This is a genomic window from Microbacterium sp. STRO-1N, assembly GCF_057748015.1.
Map to the genome: position 1 here is coordinate 848359 of NZ_CM173234.1, position 15195 is coordinate 863553.

At 67.6% G+C, this 15195-nt stretch carries 13 protein-coding genes; 9 read left to right on the plus strand and 4 right to left on the minus strand.

The features are described from left to right. A complete protein-coding gene (locus AC3ANJ_RS03930) occupies positions 1 to 915 on the plus strand; it encodes a carbohydrate kinase family protein (protein ID WP_488318326.1) in 915 nt (304 codons plus the stop codon). A 30-nt stretch (positions 916 to 945) separates the two neighbouring features. Here the strand turns inward: AC3ANJ_RS03930 and AC3ANJ_RS03935 are convergent, their stop codons facing one another. Beyond that, the gene (locus AC3ANJ_RS03935; RefSeq protein WP_488318327.1) at positions 946 to 2742 is read right to left on the minus strand and encodes an ABC transporter ATP-binding protein; all 1797 of its coding nucleotides are present in this window, start codon (positions 2740 to 2742) and stop codon (positions 946 to 948) included. Between the two features lie 107 nt (positions 2743 to 2849). Here AC3ANJ_RS03935 and AC3ANJ_RS03940 point away from each other — a divergent pair, with 107 nt between their 5' ends. Further along, positions 2850 to 3674 carry a sugar phosphate isomerase/epimerase family protein gene (locus AC3ANJ_RS03940; RefSeq protein ID WP_488318328.1) on the plus strand — a complete coding sequence of 275 codons (825 nt, stop codon included), beginning with the start codon at positions 2850 to 2852 and terminating at the stop codon, positions 3672 to 3674. Next, positions 3671 to 4795 carry a Gfo/Idh/MocA family protein gene (locus tag AC3ANJ_RS03945; protein WP_488318329.1) on the plus strand — a complete coding sequence of 375 codons (1125 nt, stop codon included), beginning with the start codon at positions 3671 to 3673 and terminating at the stop codon, positions 4793 to 4795. Before AC3ANJ_RS03940 ends, AC3ANJ_RS03945 begins: the two co-directional genes overlap by 4 nt. Positions 4796 to 4797: 2 nt before the next feature. On the opposite strand, the gene AC3ANJ_RS03950 is transcribed toward AC3ANJ_RS03945, so the two are convergent. Next, positions 4798 to 5418, minus strand: a complete 621-nt coding sequence (locus AC3ANJ_RS03950; RefSeq protein WP_406246711.1) for a TetR/AcrR family transcriptional regulator — start codon at positions 5416 to 5418, stop codon at positions 4798 to 4800. Between the two features lie 118 nt (positions 5419 to 5536). On the opposite strand from AC3ANJ_RS03950, the gene AC3ANJ_RS03955 reads away from it, so the two are divergent. Beyond that, complete coding sequence (locus AC3ANJ_RS03955; RefSeq protein ID WP_488318330.1) at positions 5537 to 6640, plus strand: AI-2E family transporter; 1104 nt, start codon at positions 5537 to 5539, stop codon at positions 6638 to 6640. A 19-nt stretch (positions 6641 to 6659) separates the two neighbouring features. On the opposite strand, the gene AC3ANJ_RS03960 is transcribed toward AC3ANJ_RS03955, so the two are convergent. After that, positions 6660 to 7691 (minus strand): LacI family DNA-binding transcriptional regulator, encoded by a 1032-nt coding sequence (locus AC3ANJ_RS03960; RefSeq protein ID WP_488318331.1) that lies wholly within the window; start codon positions 7689 to 7691, stop codon positions 6660 to 6662. Positions 7692 to 7855: 164 nt separating this feature from the next. Between AC3ANJ_RS03960 and AC3ANJ_RS03965 the strand changes: the two genes are divergently transcribed. From AC3ANJ_RS03965 to AC3ANJ_RS03985, 5 genes are all read left to right on the plus strand, one after another. Next, positions 7856 to 8896: a nucleoside hydrolase gene (locus AC3ANJ_RS03965; protein WP_488318332.1), complete on the plus strand. Its 1041-nt coding sequence runs from the start codon at positions 7856 to 7858 to the stop codon at positions 8894 to 8896. Between the two features lie 31 nt (positions 8897 to 8927). Next, on the plus strand, positions 8928 to 10190 hold the full coding sequence (locus AC3ANJ_RS03970; protein ID WP_488318333.1) for an ABC transporter substrate-binding protein: 1263 nt from the start codon (positions 8928 to 8930) through the stop codon (positions 10188 to 10190). Between the two features lie 22 nt (positions 10191 to 10212). Further along, the gene (locus AC3ANJ_RS03975; RefSeq protein WP_406246702.1) at positions 10213 to 11142 is read left to right on the plus strand and encodes a carbohydrate ABC transporter permease; all 930 of its coding nucleotides are present in this window, start codon (positions 10213 to 10215) and stop codon (positions 11140 to 11142) included. Then, positions 11139 to 11972, plus strand: a complete 834-nt coding sequence (locus tag AC3ANJ_RS03980; protein WP_488318334.1) for a carbohydrate ABC transporter permease — start codon at positions 11139 to 11141, stop codon at positions 11970 to 11972. The genes AC3ANJ_RS03975 and AC3ANJ_RS03980 overlap by 4 nt, the downstream gene beginning before the upstream one ends. Before the next feature lie 206 nt (positions 11973 to 12178). Further along, positions 12179 to 12622 carry a DUF6325 family protein gene (locus AC3ANJ_RS03985; protein WP_488318335.1) on the plus strand — a complete coding sequence of 148 codons (444 nt, stop codon included), beginning with the start codon at positions 12179 to 12181 and terminating at the stop codon, positions 12620 to 12622. Positions 12623 to 12626: 4 nt separating this feature from the next. Here AC3ANJ_RS03985 and AC3ANJ_RS03990 read toward each other — a convergent pair whose 3' ends face one another. Then, on the minus strand, positions 12627 to 15191 hold the full coding sequence (locus AC3ANJ_RS03990; protein ID WP_488318336.1) for a winged helix-turn-helix domain-containing protein: 2565 nt from the start codon (positions 15189 to 15191) through the stop codon (positions 12627 to 12629). Between the last annotated feature and the right edge of the window lie 4 nt (positions 15192 to 15195).

Here is a 15195-nt window from a genome sequence, read left to right on the forward strand (position 1 = left end):
GTGACGGCGCGTTGGGAACTCGAGGTGCTCGTCGTCGGGGAGGCACTGGTCGACATCGTCCGGATCGGTGGTGAATCGAGCGAGCACGTCGGCGGCAGTCCAGCCAACGTCGCGCTCGGGCTCGGACGGCGCGGCGTCGCCGTCGGCCTGCTCACGCAGATCGCCCGGGACGCTCGAGGGCTCGCGATCGTCGAGCACCTCACCGCGTCGGGTGTCGACGTGCTTCCGGAGTCGATGACGGCTCCGGCGACCTCCACCGCGCGGGCGGTCGTCGGAGCGGACGGCCAGGCCGACTACGGGTTCGACATCGCCTGGGAGACGTTTCCGACACCGATCGATCTCGCCCCGCGGCTCGTTCACACCGGCTCCATCGCGGCCTTTCTGGCGCCGGGTGCGGCATCCGTCGTCGGCCTGCTGCGGGGTGCGGATGCCGCGGTGATCACCTTCGACCCCAACATCCGTCCGTCGCTCATCGGCGACCGTACGGAGGCGCTCGGTGCGTACGAGTCCGTCGCCCGACTGGCCGACGTCGTCAAGATGAGCGATCAGGATGCCGAGTGGCTGCACCCCGGCAAGAGCGTCGATCAGGTGATCGACGCAGTGTTGGCCCTGGGGCCCTCGCTCGTGGCGATCACGCTGGGCGCGGATGGTGCGGTCGTCGCGACCGCGGATCATCGTGCGACGATTCCGGCGGTATCCGTCGCGGCGGTCGACACGATCGGCGCGGGCGACACCTTCATGGCGTCGCTGATCCACTCCGTGCTCGTGCACGGTCCGAGCGGATTGGATGCGGCGGACCTGCAGCGCATCGGCGAGGCCGCCACGCGTGCTGCGGCGATCACCGTCTCCCGGGCCGGTGCGGATCTGCCGTGGGCGAGGGAGCTCGAAGCGAGCCCGAAGTCATCGAGCCGTTGACCGTTTCGCGCATTCGGACGACCCAGGCGATCAGCTTCCGTCTCGCCGCCCCGCCTGCGTCGCATGCAGTTGCGCGTAGCGCCCCTCTGCCGCGAGCAGCGTCGCATGGTCGCCCTGCTCGACGACGCGGCCGTGCTCGAGCACGACGATCCGGTCGGCTTCGCGGATCGTCGACAGCCGGTGCGCGACGACGAGCGTCGTGCGCCCCGTCATGAGGCGCGACAGCGCCTCCTTCACGAGGCCCTCCGACTCGGGGTCCAACGCGGACGTCGCCTCATCCAGCAGCAGGATGCGGGGGTCGCGGACGAGCGCCCTCGCGATCGCCAGCCGCTGTCGCTGACCGCCGGACAACCGGGACCCTCGCTCGCCGACGACGGTGTCCCAGCCGTCAGGCAGCCGGTCGACGAACTCGGCCGCATTCGAGTCGATCAGCGCTCGCCGCAACCGGTCCTCGGGCGGGTTCTCGAGGCCGTAGGCGATGTTCTCCCGGATGCTCCCCTCGAACAGCACCGATTCCTGCGGCACCACCGACATCGACTGCCGCACCGTGCGCATGTCGACGTCCTGCATATCGAGGCCATCCAGCAGGATCCGACCGCTCGTGGGCCGCACGAACCCGAGCACGAGGTTCAGCATCGTCGACTTGCCCGAGCCCGATGAGCCGACGAACGCGACGGTCTGACCCGCCGGGATGTCGAGGGAGATCTCGTGCACGGCATCCTCATCCGCACCCGGATACCGGTGCGAGACCCGGTCGAGCTCCACGTGCCCGGCGACCGCACCGACCGGCCGCTTGTCCGCGTTCTGCTCGAGGTCGGGCTCCTGCAGCACCTCCGAGATCGAACGCATCGACTCGAGTCCGCGCGCTCCGACCGGAATGAGCATGAGTAACGAGGTCAGTCCCTGCGTGAGCAGCGCGAAGTACGACGACAGCAGCACCACTTCGCCCGGTGTGATCGGCAGGATGCCGGTCAGCGCGAAGATACCGGCGAGAGCGAGGCATCCGAGCCCCAGCAGCTGCATCGCGACCCAGGAGATGGAGGCGACGTGGCCGTTGAGCATGTCGAGATGGAGCCCTGCCCTGCGCACGCCGTCGGCGCTCGCCGAGACGCGCGAGACGGCTGTCTGCTCGAGTCCGTGCGCGCGCGTCACCGGGATGAGCGACGCCATTTCGCCCACGCGTGCGGCGAAGCCCTCGACCTCGCGCCGGAACACCTCGTTGCGCACCCTCGATCGCCGGCTCAGCGCCCAGCGCAGAACCAGCGCGATCGGCACGGCGAGGGCGTACACCGGCAGGAACTCGGGCACGGCGATCGCGGTCATCGTGATCGCGCCGATGAGCACCATCGTCGCCGACAGCAGCGGATGCGTCAGCTGCTGCAGCATGAGCTCGACGTTCTCGACGTCGCGCACGACCTTCGTCTGGACGATCGACGAGCTCACTCGCGTGTGATACCCGATCGACAGGCTCTGCAGGCGCGCGGCCAGGGCGTTGCGGAGGTCGGCGCCGGTGTCGCGCACGACCGTCATGAAGTTGCGCGTGTAGACGATGTGGTTCGGGTAGTTCTGCAGCAGCAGGACGGCAGCGATGCCGAACCACAGGAGCAGAGTCGACACCTCGCCGCCGGTAGCGACGAGGTCGATGATCTGGGCGGTGACGACCGGAAGGAACCAGAGAGGGATCTCCTTGAGCGCGAACGCGATCAGCGCGACGGTGATCCGCCCTGGACGGCGGGCGAGCAGGCGCAGCACTGAGCGGGCAGGGCGGGGTCCCTGGACGATCCGGATGGTTCCGGTCGCCGTGCTGGAAAACGCTTTCGCAGGCATGCTCGATGGTACCGCGGGATTCGAATAACTTCCATGTGGAGGTTTCTGCTATTCTGACCGCTGGGCCGCCGCCGGCCCGTCGTTCCCGTCAGAGAAGGAAGGTCAACGTGGCCCTGCCAGAAGCCTCGGTTCAGCTGTACACGCTCGCAGCGGAGTTCTCCGCCGACATGGGGGGCTCGCTCGACAAGCTCGCCGCGATCGGCCTGCGCAACGTCGAAGCGTTCGACTTCGTGCGCCGTCCGGAGGAGATCCGCACAGCACTGGATGCCTCGGGACTCGCCTCCCCGACCGGCCACGCCCCGCTGCTCTCGGATGAGCTCTGGACGCCGGACGGCTCGATTCCCACCCCGGCCCCGGAGGTCGTCTTCGAAGCCGCGGCCAGGGTCGGCATCAAGACCGTCATCGACCCGTTCGTCGCGCCGGAGCGCTGGCTGACGCTCGAGGGCGTCACCGACATCGCCGACCGCCTGAACGTGCTCGTCGACAAGGCTGCCTCGTTCGGCCTCGAGGTCGGATACCACAACCACGCGCAGGAGTTCATCGCGGACTTCGATGGTCAGACCGCCTACGAGCGCTTCGTGGCGCTCACCGACGAGCGCGTCGTCATCGAACTCGACCTGTACTGGGCGCTCGTCGGCGGCCAGGATGTCGTGGGCCTCGTCTCGCGTCTCGGCGACCGCCTCGTCGCGGTGCACGTCAAGGACGGCACCGCTCCGGCGAGCAACCCGTTCGCCCCCGGTGCGGACAAGTTCGGCTCGGACTCTCTCGACCAGCGTCACGCCGGCACCGGTGACGTGCCGCTCGCCGACGCGCTGGGCGCGGCATCCGCCCTCCAGTACGCGATCATCGAGTACGACAACGCCCCGGGCGACGTGTTCGCCGACATCGCGGCCAGCTACGCCTTCCTGATCGAGGGCGGGTTCGCCCGATGAGCGCGGTCGGCATCGGCATCATCGGGGTCGGCGTCATCAGTGACACCTACCTCGCCAACCTGTCGTCGTTCCCGGACGTCGAGGTGCTCATCGTCGGCGACCTGCTGCTCGATCGCGCGGCGGCGCAGGCCGAGAAGTACGGCGTCCCGGCGTCCGGCTCCGCCGAGGACGTCCTCGCCCACCCCGGCGTCGACCTCGTCGTGAACTTGACCATCCCGGCCGTGCACATCGAGGTCTCGCGTGCGGCGATCGCCGCGGGCAAGCACGTCTGGACCGAGAAGCCGCTCGGGCTCGACCGCGAGGGAGCCGCCGAACTGCTGAAAGAGGCGGAGGCCGCAGGACTCCGGATCGGCTCCGCACCGGACACTCTGCTCGGGCCGGCGTTCCAGACCGCACGGCGTGCGATCGACGAGGGCATCATCGGCCGTCCGCTGTTCGCGCAGACCACGTTCCAGACCCAGGGGCCCGACCTGTGGCATCCGAGCCCGGCGTTCCTGTTCGCGCAGGGGGCGGGCCCGTTGCTGGACATGGGGCCGTACTACTTCTCGGCACTGGTCAGCCTGCTCGGCCCGGTCGACCGGGTCTCGGCCGTCGGCTCGAAGGCACGCGAAGAGCGCGAGATCCACGCAGGCCCGAACGCCGGAACGATGTTCCCGGTCGAGGTGCCGTCCACGATCCAGATCGTCACGGCATTCGAACGGGGGACGCAGGCGCAGAGCCTGCTCAGCTTCGACTCGGCGCTCGAGCGGCACGGCATCGTGGAGATCCACGGCACCGAGGGCACGATCGTGATCGCCGACCCGAACCAGTTCGCCGGTCGCATCGCGTACGTCAAGCCGCTCGGCGTGATCCGCGACGGGATGTCGTTCGAGCAGGAGTGGATCGAGATCGAGCACGACGACGTCGAGGTCGGACGAGGCATCGGCGCGCTGGACATGGTCCGTGCGATCGCCGAGGACCGGCCGCACGTGGCATCCGGAGAGCTCGGATTCCACGTGCTCGACATCCTGCTCTCGGCGCAGGAATCCGCTCTTACTGGGCAGACGATCCTCGTCGAGAGCACAGTCGCACCGGTGCCGCTGCTGCCGGAGGGCTTCGACCCGTTCGCTGCGACGCTCTGACGTCAGCTGCTCGGGGGCGTCGCGCCCCTGAGCAGCACGTCGAGCATCTCCAGTGCCGCCTCGTGATCGACGGCATCGTCGAGCAGCCACTGCGTCTGCAGACCGTCGGATGCCGCGATCACGAGCGCGGCGACGAGTACCGGGTCGAGATCCTCGCGGAGGTGGCCCGATGCCTGCAGCTCGCGCACCTGCCCGGCGATCCCTTCGCGGAGCCGGGCGAAGCGGCCGGTGATGTACGCCTGTGCCGCGGGGTGGTTGTCCTCGAGGGCCATGGCGGTCAGCGTCGAGTAGAGCTGCACGAGGCCGGGGATGCTCCGGTTCTCCTCGGCGGACACTCGCATCTCCATGGCCGGGCTCGATGCGGCGGGAGGCTGCTTGCCGCTGCCCGGGCGCCGCTGCGATTCGCGGTAGACCTCGACGAGCAGCTCTTCGAGGGAGCCGAAGTAGTGCGTGAGGGCGGCGTGGGTCACGCCCACCTCCTGGGCGATCGCGCGCAGACTGGTCTTCTGCGAGCCGCGCTTCGCGAAGACCTCGATCGCCGTGTCGAGGATCTCCTGACGCCGGGCGATGCCCTTCGGATATCGGCCTCGGGGGTGGGGCGCATCGGCTGCGGAGTCGGTCATAGCTCGATGATACCGAGAGGCCAGGCGGAAAACCTCCACTTGGAAGTTCTTGCACATCCGGTCGATTTCGCGCAGTTCGCATGATGTCCACCGGTGGCACCGGGTCATACCGTCAGGCATGGCCATCGATGAGACACCGGACACCGGTGCGACGACGCGTTCGCGTACGACGCGATTGCTGACCGCGATCGACCATCCGCTCGCGGTCGGCTTCATCGGGGCACTCGGCGTGATCGGCGCCGTCGTGCTCGGCAGCGCTGTCGGGTCGATCTCGACGATCCTCGTGTACATCGTGCTCGCGATGTTCGTTGCGGTCGCTCTCGACCCGCTCGTCGCACGGCTCGAGAAGCACATGAAGCGCGGTGGTGCGGTGGGCATCGTGTTCGGCGGCTTCGCGCTCGCGGTCACGGCATTTGCCGTGTTCGTCGTGCCGCCGGTCATCGGACAGGTCATCGAGCTGGTCAGAGCGATCCCGGCGGAGCTCGCCGGTGTTCAGGAATCCGACTGGTATCTGGGGCTCGACGAACATGCGAGGGCCGGCGTGGACTCCGGGCTCGAGCAGCTGGCGAGTTTCTTCGGAGACCCGAATACGCTCCTCACGATCGGCGGCGGCGTTCTCGCCGCCGGCATCGGACTCGCGAGCTTCGTCTCCGCAGCGCTCGTCGTCGTCGCCCTGACGCTGTACTTCCTGGCCTCCCTCCCGGCGATCAAGAACGCCTTCTACGGGCTCGTCCCCGCCCACAGCCGCACGCGGGTCGCCGGGTTCACCGAGCGCATCACGGGTTCGGTCGGCGCATCCCTCATCGGATCGTTCACGCTGTCCGCGCTGAACGCGGCGTTCGTCTTCGTCGCCCATCTGCTCATCGGGCTGCCCTTCCCCGCTCTCATGGCGGTCATCGCTTTCGTGATCACGCTCATCCCGCTGTTCGGGTCGGTGGTCTTCCTCGTGCTCGGCGCCGGCGTGGCGCTCTTCACCAGCCCGACCCAGGCATTGATCTTCGCGATCGCGTATCTGATCTACATCCAGGTCGAGTCGTACGTGCTGAGTCCGCGCATCATGAACCGGGCGATCTCGATCCCCGCCGCTCTCGTCCTGATCGGCGCGATGGTCGGCGGCGCGCTGATGGGGGTGCTCGGGGTGCTCGTGGCGCTGCCGGTCACGGCATCCATCCTGCTCATCATCCGCGAGGTGGTCGTGCCCAGGCAGGATCGGAAGGTCTGAGGCACCGGATCTCTTCGCCTCAGCGCGCTGGAGCAGCGGCGGACGCCCTGATCACGAGTTCCGGCTCGAGTTCGTAGTGCGCCGCATGCTCGCCGGTGAGGATCTGGTGATGCAGCATTCGGAACGTCGCTGCCCCGAGCCCTCGGAAGTCAAGGCGCATGGAAGTCAGCGGCGGGGAGAAGTAGGCGGCCGTCGGCATGTCGTCGACGCCGACGATCGAGTAGTCGTCGGGGGCGCGCAGCCCGCGTTCTTCGAGGGCGTTCATGAAGCCGAGCGCGATCTCGTCATTGGCCGCGAATGCCGCAGTGAAAGACGTCGGATCGATCGCGAGTCCCGCGTTGCGGCCTGCCACAGGTGACCAGTCCGTCGCCCCCGAGAGGACCGACGGCTCGAGCCCGGCCTCCGCCATCGCCTCCAGGTACCCGTGCTCGCGCTCGAAGGTCTCGTTGCGCGTCGCGGGGCCGGCGATGTGCACGATCCGGCGATGGCCGAGTCCGATGAGATAGCGCGTAGCCTCGGCGCCCGCCGCGCGGGAGTGCGCGCTCGCCGAACTCTCGTCGGTCCATGGCCGCTCAGACACGGTGAGGACCGGAGTCGCCTGATTCCACCCGGTCAGCAGCCGGTCGACATCCGGGATGGGGGTGGCCAGCACGACCCCGTCCACCTGCACGGAGAGGAAGTGATCCATGGCGCGTCGGGCATCGGCTTCCCAGTTCTTCGCCTCGAAATCGAGATCGAGCTGCGAGATCATCAGCATGACCTCGGCTTCGCGGGCCGCTTGACCGAGCCCTGTCAGCACAGCGGCGCCTCCGTAGTTGAGAGCACCCATCGACAGGACGCCGACGATGTTCGAGCGCTGCGTGCGCAGGCTGCGCGCCGACAGATTCGGAATGTAGCCGAGTTCATCGATGGCCGCGGCGATCCGCTCGCGGGTCTCGGCGCGCACGTAGCCGACGCCGGTGAAATAGCGGGACACGGTCTGCGTGGAGACCTTCGCCAATCTGCCCACGTCCGCCATGCTCGGCCGGGCCTGGGTGCGTTGCGTCGTCAACAGACCCTCCTGGAGTGCTCGATCACGCCTCGATAACGATGGGATAACGCTGGGTCCCATCCTATAGGTGATCGATCACCTACCGATATAGGTTATCGATCACTTACATGGTTGGGTTATCGATCACCCAACTGGTCCGACAACAGCACGACAGAAGGTCAACGATGACGGCAGTTCCCGACGACGCGACGATCGCGAGTCACACCGCGCGCACCTGGACCCTGGGCACGAGCCCATGGCAGCGGATCGCTCCGATGGGCGCGGCGCGCATGCGTGTCATCATCGACAACGACTTCTCCGGCGATCCGGACGACCTGTTCCAGTTGGTGCATCACCTGCTCTCGCCCAACGTCGACATCCGTCTCGTCATCGGCTCCCACCTTCGCGACGGCGACCCGTTCGATCCCGGCCCCGGTAGCGCGGACAACGCCGTTCTGGTGATCCGGGACGTGTTCGCACGCATGGGGCTGACCTCGACCGACGTGATCGTCGCCGGATCGAACAGTCCGCTCGAGAACCGCACGACGCCGCAGCCGTCGGCGGCGGTCGACGCCATCATCGCCGAGGCCATGCGCGACGACGAATCGCCGCTGTTCTTCCTCGCTGGGGGCGGGCTCACCGACCTCGCATCCGCCTGTCTCGTCGAGCCGCGCATCGCCGATCGCATGCAGGTGGTGTGGATCGGCGGTGTCGAGCACGACGGACTGGCCGTTGCGCCGCCGAATGCGATGCCGATCGAATACAACCTGCTCATCGACGTCACCGCGGGCCAGGTCGTCTTCGAGGACTCGGCGTTGTCCATCTGGCAGATTCCTCGCGACGTCTACCGTCAGTGCCTGGTGTCGGACGCCGAGCTGCGTCTGCGGGTGGCGACGGCTGGGCCGATCGGCGAGTACCTGTATCGGGAGACGGCGGAGGTGATCCGTCGCGCTGCCGGCGAGGGCCGCGGCCCTGCCGAGACCTATGCGCTCGGCGATTCGCCGCTCGTGCTGCTGACCGCGCTTCAGTCGCTGTTCGAAGCGGACCCTTCCTCGTCGCGGTACACCGCGGCACCGACGCCGTCGATCGGCGCCGACGGACAATACATCGCCAGGCCGGATGCGCGTCCGATGCGCATCTACCGATGGGTCGACACCCGCCTGATGTTCGAGGACTTCTACCTCAAGCTCGCCGAGTTCGCCCGCTGGCAGTCCGAGCGAGCCTGACCTTCACTCACCACCCGAACGATTGGAAGCAATGATGCGTAACAACCGAATCCTGGGCACCGTCGCACTGAGCGCCGCGGCCATCACCGTTCTCGCCGGCTGCTCCGGCGGCGGTGGCGGCAGCGACGAGAACGAGCTCGTGATCTGGATGCCCACCCAGGAAGACAGTCAGGGGGAGGCGATCAACGCGCTCATCGACGAGTTCGAGGCGCAGAACCCGGAGGTCGCCATCACCCTCGAGGAGCGCTCGGTCGATGAGCACAAGAACGCCATGCGTCAGGCTGCGGGGACCGACGCCGGTCCGGACATCTACTGGTACTGGGAGGGCTCCGGACTCGGCGGCGAGCTCATCGACGTCGGCGTGAGCAAGGATCTCAGCGACTACTACGCCGAGTACGGCTGGGAGGATCGCTTCACACCGGCATCCCTCAGCGGGATCACGCAGTACGGCGGCTTCCACGGCGTGCCCTGGAGCCAGCAGGGGGAGGGCATCTACTACAACAAGGCGCTCTTCGCGCAGGCAGGAATCGAGGCCGCTCCGACGACGTACGACGAGCTCGTGGACGCCGCGCAGAAGCTGAAGGACGCCGGGATCACACCGATCGAATTCGGCGGCACTGTCAACTGGGATGTCATGCGGCTGCTCGATTCGCTCATCGAGACCGAGTGCGGATCCGACGTCGCCGACCAGCTCAACACGGGCGACGGTGACTGGTCTTCCGAGCAGTGCGTGACCGAGGCGTTCACGGAACTCAAGACCTGGGGCGACGAGTACTTCAACGATGGGTATCTCGGGATCAACAATGACGACGCCGCGCAACTGTTCTTCTCGGAGCAGGCGGCGATGTCCCTGGAGGGAACGTGGTACAACTCGCAGGTCGTCGACAACGGGATGAACGTCGACGAGATCGGCATCTTCCCGTTCCCCACCGGCACGGGCCGGCTCTACGGCTTCGGTGAGGCGTTCTACATCAGCGAGTCCAGCGACAAGGCGGATCTCGCTGCGAAGTTCCTCGACTTCGGCACGTCGGTCGAGGGGCAGGAGATCGTCGGCGACGCCTGGGCGGCGCTGTCGGTCAACGGTGACGTCGCCGTGGATGACTCGAACCCACTGAACGCGGTGTGGGCGGACATCTTCGCGAACGTCGATGGCGGCTACACCAACAACGACCAGAACTTCTCCACCGCCGAGACCACCGAATTCTGGCGCATCCAGAACTCGGTGCTGACCGGCGACATCGACCCGGCGGACGCCGGCCCGGAGTTCCAGAAGTTCCGCGATTCGGCCCAGTGAGCACCGATAGGACACCCTGATCATGGCCACCGTCGCCGTGGTGACCCAGGGCCGCGCCAAGCGGCGCGGCCCTGCGCACCACAGATTCCGTCTCGCCGCCCCGTACCTCATCCCTGCTGTGGTGCTGTACGGCTGGTTCCTGCTGTACCCGATGCTCGATGCGGTCCGCCTGTCGTTCTTCTCGTGGTCCGGATTCCGTACCGAGCAGCCCGCGTGGGTGGGGTTCGACAACTACGTGCGCCTGTTCACCCAGGATGCGGTGTTCTGGACTTCGCTGCGCAACTCCGTCATCTGGGTCGTCCTGTCGCTGCTCGTCCCGACCGTGATCGCGTTGCTGCTCGCGCTGGGGCTGAACCGCAAGATGATCGGCCGCAACCTGATGCGCGCGATCTTCTACATCCCGGCGGTGTTCGCATCCATCACCGTCGCGGCGATGTGGCGCTGGATCTACAACCCGACGCTCGGGTTCGTGAATCAACTCCTCACAGCCGTCGGCCTGGGGGAGTGGACGCAGTCCTGGCTGGGCGATCCGCAGTTCGCGCTCGGATCGATCTTCGTCGCGAACATCTGGCAGGCGGTGGGCTTCAGCATGGTCCTGTTCCTCGCGGGGCTCCAGACCGTCCCGGTCGAGCTCATCGAGGCTTCGAAGCTCGACGGGGCGAACGCATGGCAGCGGTTCCGTGCCGTCACGCTGCCCGCGCTGCGGCCGACCACCGTCGTGGTCGTGATCCTCACGATCATCAATTCGCTCAAGGTGTTCGACCTCGTCGTCGGTATGACGGGCGGCGGGCCGGCGCAGTCGACACAGGTGCTCGCGCTCTGGTCCTACACGCAGTCGTTCACCAATCATCAGTTCGGCATGGGCGGCGCTGTCGCGACCGTGCTGCTGATCGTCACGCTCGCCCTGGTCATCCCCTACATGGCCTGGTCCATGAAGGAGGAAGACCGATGAAGCGTCGCCTCGACTACGTCGGCATCGGTCTGTGGATCTCGCTCGGCGTCACGTCGCTGCTGTGGTTCGTGCCCCTGCTGCTGATGTTCCTGACCTCGGTCAAGAGCAAGCCCGATCTCAACTCGCTTCCGATGTGGGCTCTGCCGTCCACGTGGGAGTGGGGCAACTACGCCAGCGCCGTCGACACCGGCGACTTCTGGGTGACCGCCGGGAACAGCCTGCTCATCGCCGCCATCAAGGTGCCGCTGGGGCTCGCGATCGCCGCGGCCGCCGCCTACGCATTGGCACGGATCCGCTTCCGCGGTGGCCGTGCCGTTCTGATGATCATCGCGATCGGGTCCATGGTGCCGGTCCAGATCGGCCTGGGCCCGTTGTTCAGCACGATGCTGGATCTCGATCTACTGGATTCGCTGTACGGTTTGATCCTGCCGTACCTCGCGTTCGGCATCCCGTATCAGATCTTCGTCCTGTACGGCTTCTTCCGCACCATCCCGGACGAGCTCGAGGAGTCGGCCCGAATCGACGGAGCGTCGACGTTCCGGATCTTCTGGCAGATCGTGCTGCCGTTGGCCAAGCCGGCGCTGGCAGCACTGTTCGTGCTCGATTTCGTCGCGACCTGGAACGAGTACGCCATGGCGACCACGCTTCTGCAGTCGCAGGGCAACTGGACGATTCCGCTCGCCGTGCAGGGATTCTCCACGCAGCACGGCACCGACTACGGGCCGATGAACGCCTTCATCTTCATGTCGGCCATCCCGGTCCTGATCGTCTACCTCCTCTTCCAGAGGTACTTCGTCTCCGGAGCTCTCGCAGGGGCGGTGAAAGGCTGATGCGTCGCGAACTGGATGGGGGACCGGTCGGTTTCGGGTGGGTGTCATCGGCATCCACCCGGCTGCCGGGCATCCGGACGTGATCATGTCCTGCAGGGGCGCTGTGGATCGAGGGCTCACCCCTGCGGGATGATGCGTCGGGCGCGTCGGGATGCCGGGGTGCGAGCATCCTCGCAGACGCACTTGTCGAGGGGAGGAAACCCGTCATGATCGGCAGTCGCGCCACGCTCGCCCCCGCCCAATACGGACCGGTGGAGCTCACGGTCATCTCGCTGCGGGACCCCGTGCCCTCGGCCGGAGTGCTCCATGCTCTCGCCGATCAGGTCTCGGAGGGCGTGGTCCGAGTGCTCGACTTCGTCATCCTGTCCAAGAGCGCATCAGGGACGGTCTCGATCGAGGAGATCGACCTCGACGGCTTCGCGCTCGACGGACTCGAACTGCACGCCCCGGGTCTCGCGGGTGATGAGGATCTGACCGCGATCGCCGGACGGCTGCCGTTCGGCGGCGCGGCCGCGGTCGTGGTCCTCGAGCTGCTCTGGGCGCGCGATCTCGCCGAGCAGCTCGCAACCGACGGCAGCGTGGTGCTGGCGGCCGAGCGGATCCCGGCATCCGTCGTCAACACCATCGTCGGCATGGCCTCCGACGACTGACGACTCAGGCGAACAGTCGTACGGCCTCGCGGCGGGAGGCCACTCCGAGCTTGCGGTAGATCGCGCGCTGGTGCGTCTTGATCGTGTTGATGGAGACTCCGAGGCCGGCGGCGATCTCCTGCATCGTGCGCGTGGTGCGCAACTGTGCGAACACCTCGCGCTCGCGTTCGGACAGCACCTGGAGCGAGCCGCCGTCGGTCTTCGGCGCGAGGCACGACGTGATGAACTCCTCGTGCTTCGTCCCCCAGGCGAGCTGCTCGGTCAGCACCTGACGGAGGTCGAGGCCACCGCCGGCGAAGGGGCGGCGCAGGTTCTCGGCGACGGCGATCTCGAGCGCGTCCTCGATGACATGATGGGCCTGCGACAGCCGGTCCGACCGCCAGTGCAGCACGCCCTCGACCAGCATGCGGCTCACGCGCACGTACGAGATCGCGTCGTAGCGCTCGATACGGCGCAGCATGTGCAGCGCGAGCTGAGGACGCCCCATGCGCTCGGCGATCGCGGCGAGGATGACCGTGACCAGCGGCAGATCATCCGCGTCCTCGTACTGTGTCACGATCTTCAGCGCCTGCTCGCGACGTCCGGACGCTTCGAACAGGGTCGCCAGCGATGCGTGCCGGAATGCCACCCAATCGACGCCCTGCAGCATGCTCTGCGGCAGGGACTGCAGCTCGCGCGCCGCGTGCTGGCAGGCGTAGGGATCCCGGCCTGCCGCGGCCGTGAAAGCCAGCATCATGCGGGCGATTCCCGCGAACGAGCGGTTTGAACTGCCGCTGCGCGTCGCCCTGGTCAGATCCGTGTGGGCGCGGTCGAGATCGTCGCGCCAGTAGGCGGCGAAACCGGATGCCGTGGCTGCACTGCCGCCCGCGTACGCCGACCATCCCGCCTCCTCGCGCTGCTCGACACCGCACGCGAGCACCTCATCCGCCCGTGTGAACTGACCCGCCCAGGCCAGTGTGTAGGCGAGATGACCGAGGGAGCGCTGCTCCAGAGCCTCCTGTCCCGATGCCTTCGCCTCGACGGCGGCCGACGAGAAGAACTGCACGATCAGCTCGGGCGAGGTGCGATGGCGCAGCTCCGACCAGCCGAGCAGATACAGCAGCGCTGCACGATCCGTGCTGCGCACTCCGTCCGCCTGCTCGAGCCGTCTGTGCGCGCGGGAGACGGCGCGCACCAGCTCGGTGCGATCGTCGACGAGGAAGAGGTCTGCGCCGATCCGGATGGCGGCGTACTCGTCGGCGTCGACGGTGCCGGCGCGGGCATCCGCCCTCGTCGCATACATCTGGGCGATCTCGCGGCCGCCGATGACATCCTGTGCGCACGCCCTCATCAGCAGCACCCGCGGATCGTCCGCGTAGCCGTCGGGGAGTGCGGCGCACCAGGCATCCAGCGCGTGGGCGCGGGAGCCGACGGCCAGCGCGATCCAGTGCTCGATGACCAGTCGGATCGCGTCCTCGGTGTCACCGGCATCCACGAGGTACTCCGCAGCGGCGAGGGGATCCAGATCCCGCAGATATGCCGCAGCGAGCCGCAGAACCTCGACGCGACGTTCGGGGGCGCGCTGTTCGAGCAGCCGCCGGAACTGTCGTGCGGCGACGCCGTGCCATCGATACGCGAACCCGCCGTCCGTCTCGAACCGATCGAGGAACAGGCCCAGCTCGGCGCACCGCTCGAGCAGCTCTCCGCCGTCGTCGACGCCGGAGATCACGGATGCGAGCCCAGGCGTGAGCACCCGGCACACTGAGGAGTCCAGAACGAACGCCGCCACATCGTCGGGCAGGGCCGAGAGGACGTGGTCGCGGATGTACCGGCGCAGCAGCGGCTCGTCCGTGCCGTCGACGGCATCAGGTCGCACGCCGCTCAGCTGCACGAAGCGCAACGCGATGGGCCAGCCGCTGGTCTCGGCGAGGACGGCATCCGCATCGACCGGCGTCCTCGCCGACGTGTACAACTCGCCGATCTCGTCGCGGGTGAACGCGAGGTCGCGGGGCTGGATCGTGCAGGACGGGTGCGTCAGCGCCATACGGCTCAGCGCGATCTCGACGTAACCCGTACCGATGACGATCACCTGGAGCTGTTCGCATTCGCCGCGGATGAACGCGCCGACCAGCCCCTCTGCCAGTTCGTCCTTGGCCCGATGCGCGTCATCGACGACGAGCACGATCGGGGCCGGTGCCTGCGACAGGGCCTCGGCGACGACGTCGAAGGCGAGGGCATCGTCGATCTCGTCCGGATCGATGCTCAGCAGATCGGCGAGATCCGCGCGACCGGACTCATGCGCGAGCCCTTGGAGGGCTCGGAGCGCGCTGACCTTCAGGTGCGCGTTGTCGGTGTCCCAGGTGCCGAGCGTCAGCCACGCCACGCGATCGCGATACGGCCCGGCCCATTCGGCCACGGCCGAGGTCTTCCCGTACCCGCCCGGCGCCACGACCAGGATCGTCGGATGCTCGGCCAGACGCGCATCCAGCAGCTCGGGCAGCCGGGGTCGCCGCAGATATCCGGGCTGCTGCGTCGGCGGCCGGAATCGGACACCGCGAACGCGGGCCGAAGCGGATGGCGGGGGGACCATGCCC

Excerpts from the sequence above, each read along its gene's own strand:
- AC3ANJ_RS03935 (WP_488318327.1), bottom strand. The coding sequence starts at position 2,742 with ATGCCTGCGAAAGCGTTTTCCAGCACGGCGACCGGAACCATCCGGATC.
- AC3ANJ_RS03945 (WP_488318329.1), top strand. The coding sequence starts at position 3,671 with ATGAGCGCGGTCGGCATCGGCATCATCGGGGTCGGCGTCATCAGTGAC.
- AC3ANJ_RS03950 (WP_406246711.1), bottom strand. The coding sequence starts at position 5,418 with ATGACCGACTCCGCAGCCGATGCGCCCCACCCCCGAGGCCGATATCCG.
- AC3ANJ_RS03955 (WP_488318330.1), top strand. The coding sequence starts at position 5,537 with ATGGCCATCGATGAGACACCGGACACCGGTGCGACGACGCGTTCGCGT.
- AC3ANJ_RS03965 (WP_488318332.1), top strand. The coding sequence starts at position 7,856 with ATGACGGCAGTTCCCGACGACGCGACGATCGCGAGTCACACCGCGCGC.
- AC3ANJ_RS03970 (WP_488318333.1), top strand. The coding sequence starts at position 8,928 with ATGATGCGTAACAACCGAATCCTGGGCACCGTCGCACTGAGCGCCGCG.
- AC3ANJ_RS03975 (WP_406246702.1), top strand. The coding sequence starts at position 10,213 with ATGGCCACCGTCGCCGTGGTGACCCAGGGCCGCGCCAAGCGGCGCGGC.
- AC3ANJ_RS03980 (WP_488318334.1), top strand. The coding sequence starts at position 11,139 with ATGAAGCGTCGCCTCGACTACGTCGGCATCGGTCTGTGGATCTCGCTC.
- AC3ANJ_RS03985 (WP_488318335.1), top strand. The coding sequence starts at position 12,179 with ATGATCGGCAGTCGCGCCACGCTCGCCCCCGCCCAATACGGACCGGTG.
- AC3ANJ_RS03990 (WP_488318336.1), bottom strand. The coding sequence starts at position 15,191 with ATGGTCCCCCCGCCATCCGCTTCGGCCCGCGTTCGCGGTGTCCGATTC.